General features: G+C 48.9%; 2 protein-coding genes. Both read right to left on the reverse strand.

Going from position 1 to position 4348, the window contains the following annotated elements:
- Positions 1-1831, reverse strand: a 1831-nt coding sequence (locus BACCELL_RS10090) for a glycoside hydrolase family 2 protein (RefSeq protein WP_007211653.1), incomplete at its 3' end; no start/stop codon positions are given.
- Between the two features lie 9 nt (positions 1832-1840).
- Positions 1841-4093: a beta-glucosidase BglX gene (gene bglX, locus BACCELL_RS10095; protein ID WP_007211654.1), complete on the reverse strand. Its 2253-nt coding sequence runs from the start codon at positions 4091-4093 to the stop codon at positions 1841-1843.
- Between the last annotated feature and the right edge of the window lie 255 nt (positions 4094-4348).

The following is a 4348-nucleotide window of genomic DNA, read 5'->3' on the forward strand; positions in this document are numbered from 1 at the left end:
GTTTGCGATATTCGTTCAGCAGATAAGTCTCAATCAGTTGGTTGGCGTGCATGCCTCCGCGCTGATGGGACATCATGACTTCCGAATAGATATCCCAGTCCTCTTCACAGGGAGCGTAGCGCTTCACGGATTCAAATTCGGGGAAGGATTGGAAGCCATATTCGCTGAAAAAACGGCTTCGTTCTTTGTTGTACGTCTCGATGGGCTTTTTACCATGCCACACATCCCAGTAGTGGCGGTCGCCGTTGTGGTCATCGCTGCCGCCGTCTTCACGGGCGAACGGGGAAGAAGGCCAATAGAAGCTCTCGGGTGCGTATTCCTTCACAACTTCGGGAAGGGTGACGTAATACTGATCGGTGAACTGTTTCCAGATCTTCTTTTCATATTCCGGATTCTGCGCCTTGTATCGTTTCTGCCAGCCCCAGTTGAACCAGGCGTCATTACATTCGTTATTTCCGCACCAGAGGGCGATACAGGCATGGTTTCGCAGACGTTTCACATTGTCGATGGCTTCCTGGCGGATATTCTCCAGTAATTCCCCTTCAGCGGGGTAGAGGCTGCATGCAAACATGAAATCTTGCCAGACAAGGATGCCGTAGCGGTCGCAGAGTTCATAGAACAGGTCATTCTCATAAATGCCGCCGCCCCAGATGCGAAGCATGTTCATGTTGACATTGGCGGCGTCAAGGATTGTCTTTTCGTACAGTTCCGGTGTGACACGTGGCAGGAAGTTGTCTTGCGGAATGTAGTTGGCACCTTTGGCAAAGACGGGGACGCCGTTCAGTTCCACATAGAAAGTCTTTCCATCCTTGTCCGGGCGGTTGATGATCTTCAGCGAGCGGATACCCACTTTTGTGCTCTGAATGTCGGATGTTTCGTTATTGATGGTAAGTGCAGTACGGAAGTCATATAAATGCTGCTCACCCAGTCCGTTACTCCACCACAATCGGGGATTCCGGATGATAAACGGAAGGGAAATCTTATTGTTTCCTTTGTGGAGGGAAACGGTTTTGCCTGCCATTACTCTGCCGGAAGCGGCATCAGTCACCGTAAGGGTGGCTTCGTCTATTTCCTTGTCCGATTGAACTTCTATTTCTCCCACGATGGATGCACGGCTTTTACTGACTTCCTGTTGACGGATGAAGACATCGCTGAGTCGGGCGTCGTTCCATGCTTCAATGTATACAGGGCGCCAAATGCCGGAGGTCACTAAGCGAGGTCCCCAGTCCCAGCCGTAGTGATAACCGGCTTTGCGGGCAAATACGCTGACTTTCTTGTCGAATAATCCACCGTTTTCGGACTGGTCGTTACTGGCTTCGTAGTGGTAGGGCAGTGCATCCCATTTGGGGATGTCCACCTTGATGGGAGAATGGAAATAGATTTTCAGGATATTTTCTCCGGGTTTCAGTTCCGCCTTTATGTTTGTTTTCCATTCACGGAACATGTTGTTGGTCTCCAGTATTTTCTTTTCGTTCAGATATACGTCTGCATAAGTGTCGAGTCCTTTGAATACGAGGTCTATATTCTGCCTCTCCATTATTTCGGGAGTCAGTTGGAAGGAGGTCTGGTAGATCCAGTCTTCCTTATCTATCCACTGCATACCGCGTTCGTTGAGGCGGAAGAAGGGATCTTCGATGATCTTGTTGTTTATTAAGTCGGTGTGCACCACTCCGGGAACGGTGGCGGGATACCAGTTGCTTAGCCGGGCTTGTTTGAATTGCCAGCCTTCGTTCAACTCTTTCCGGAGAGGAACGGCTATTAGCAGGGCGCTGCACAAGAGTGATGAGGTCAGTAGTGACGCTCGCTTCATGTTCAAATTCGGTTTTTTCATGACTGTTAGTTATTGAGTTATGTTGAATGTCGCTTTTAATCCTTCCCGGCTGTTGCCTCCTATCCACAAATCAAACTTTCCGGGCTCTACACAATAGTCCATCGCATAGTTCCAGAAGGATAACTGCTTTACCGGTAGCTCCATCCGTATGTGCCGTGTCTCTCCGGCTTTCAGATGAATACGCTCAAAAGCAGCCAGTTCCTTTACCGGCCGGGTTACGGATGCTGCCAGGTCGCGGAAATAGAGTTGCGCTATTTCGGTGCCGTCCGTTTTGCCGGTATTAGTTAGGTCAAAGGTAATGATAATTACTTCATTCCGGGTATATTGAGTGGAGGATAATTGCAGATTACTGTATGCAAATGTTGTATAGGATAAGCCATATCCGAATGGGAATAGGGGATCTTTGCCTGCATCCAGGTAGAAAGAGGTGTTCCCCAAAGAAGTTTGTTCGGCACCCACAGGGATGGTGAAGATATTCTTTTCACTTCCGCTTGCCGGGCGTCCGGTACTGGTGTGGTTGTAGTAAATGGGGATTTGTCCGGTTTCCTTTGGGAAGGTTACGGGTAATTTGCCGGAAGGCACAACCTTGCCGAAAAGAAGGTTTGCCAATGCGGGACCGCCCATTGTTCCGGGATGGAAAGCATAGAGCAGTGCATCCGAGATATTCACTTCCCGTCCGATGGTAAGCGGTCGCCCTGCCATGACTACTGTAACCAGCGGTTTTCCCGTTTCGGACAAACGGTGCAGTAACCTGGATTGCGCCCCTTGCAAATTCAGGTTGGCAAGGCAATGCGCCTCACCGGAAAGTATGGCTTCTTCGCCTACGAAAGCAAGAATAAGATCCGCTTCCCGGGCTAATTCCACTACTTTATTGAATTGGCTGGTGGCCGTATCGCGTGAATAGTTCAATCCCGGGGCATATAGCACTTTGATGCTGTCGCCACTTGTCCGGCGCAATGCTTGTAGAGGCGTTTGCGAGTATGAGGCATCACCGTCAAACACCCAGGTGCCTAATTGCTCATGGGGTGCGTCCGCCAATGGTCCGGTTACGAGAATTGTCTTTATGTTGCTCTGAATGGGTAAAGTTCCCCTTTCGTTCTTTAATAAAACAGCCGATTGTTCGGCCGCTGTCTGCGCCGCTTCCAGGAAATCGGGGCGATAGAATGTCTCTTTTCTTTGGTCGGCAATGTATGGATGTTCGAATAATCCCAACCGGAACTTCAATCGCAAAATGTTTCTTACCGCATTGTCGATGGTTTCCATGGAAACTTTTCCCTCTTTTATCAATTGAGGGAGATACTTGATATAGGTTTCGCTCACCATCTCTATATCGGTCCCTGCATTTGTAGCTTTCAGTGCCGCTTCCTTCTCGTCCTCGCAGAATCCGTGGCGGATCATTTCGGAGACGGATGCCCAGTCCGATACTACCGTGCCCCGGTAATTCCACTCATTGCGGAGCACATCCTTCAACAGGAAAGGATTGGCTGAAGAGGGGATACCATCATTATCGTTGAATGCCGTCATCAGGGTAGCTGCTCCGGCATTGACGGCTGCTTCGAAAGGGCGGAGATAAAGGTTGCGGAATTGGCGTTCGGTGATGTAGGTGGAGTTGTAATCTCTGCCTCCTTCCGAAGCACCATATCCGGCAAAGTGCTTGGCACAGGCAGCAATGGAGGTCGGGTGGTTTAGGCTACTCCCCTGAAAACCTTTTATCGCTGCAACGCCCATTTGAGAGACGAGAAGCGGGTCTTCTCCGAATCCTTCGGCTATACGTCCCCAGCGAGGATCATGAGTGATATCTATCATGGGGGCGAATGTCCATCTTATTCCTGCAGCGGAAGCTTCGGTCGCGGCAATCCGGGCACCGGTTTCCGCAATCTCCGGATTGAAACTGGCGGCTTGCCCCAAAGGTATAGGGAAGATGGTTTTGAATCCGTGTATCACGTCTCTGGCGTTGATAAGCGGAATACCGAGGCGGGAGTCTTCTACGGCAATGCGTTGTACTTCATTGAAGATGTTTGGGTCGGTTATGCTCATCACGGAGCCTACTCTGCCCTTGCGTGTTTCAGTTTTAAGGTATGGGAAGTTCTCACAGTGCAATTGGTTCATTTGCCCTATCTTCTCTTCCAGTGTCATCTTTCCGAGGAGTGCCTCGATACGCTTTTCTGTCTCCTTATCCGGTTTGTAATCAGTGGAATAACAGACGTACGGATGAAGTAAAAGGAAGACTGAAGTTACATAATAAAGGATGTGTCTGAACATATCGGTATGTACGTTTAAAGGTTTAATTATTCTGTGTGCAAATGTACAGAACATGCCTTTTCCGATATGATTAGATTTTGCTGTTTAATGATACTATTTTGAAGAGGAGGATTCTGCTGGGATATGCGGGTATTTACCAATCACTACAGACTCGCACAGGTTAAAAGCTGATAAACTTATTGGTGGAATAAATTCCTTTTGGTACAGTAATGAGCTAAATGCTGATAATGATTTAGGCGCGGATTACGCGGATAA

Origin of the sequence: Bacteroides cellulosilyticus DSM 14838, from assembly GCF_000158035.1 — a bacterium.
In the GTDB taxonomy this organism is placed as follows: domain Bacteria; phylum Bacteroidota; class Bacteroidia; order Bacteroidales; family Bacteroidaceae; genus Bacteroides; species Bacteroides cellulosilyticus.

What these genes read in the sequence shown, in the direction of transcription:
- bglX (WP_007211654.1), bottom strand. Translation starts at nt 4,093, where the DNA reads ATGTTCAGACACATCCTTTATTATGTAACTTCAGTCTTCCTTTTACTT.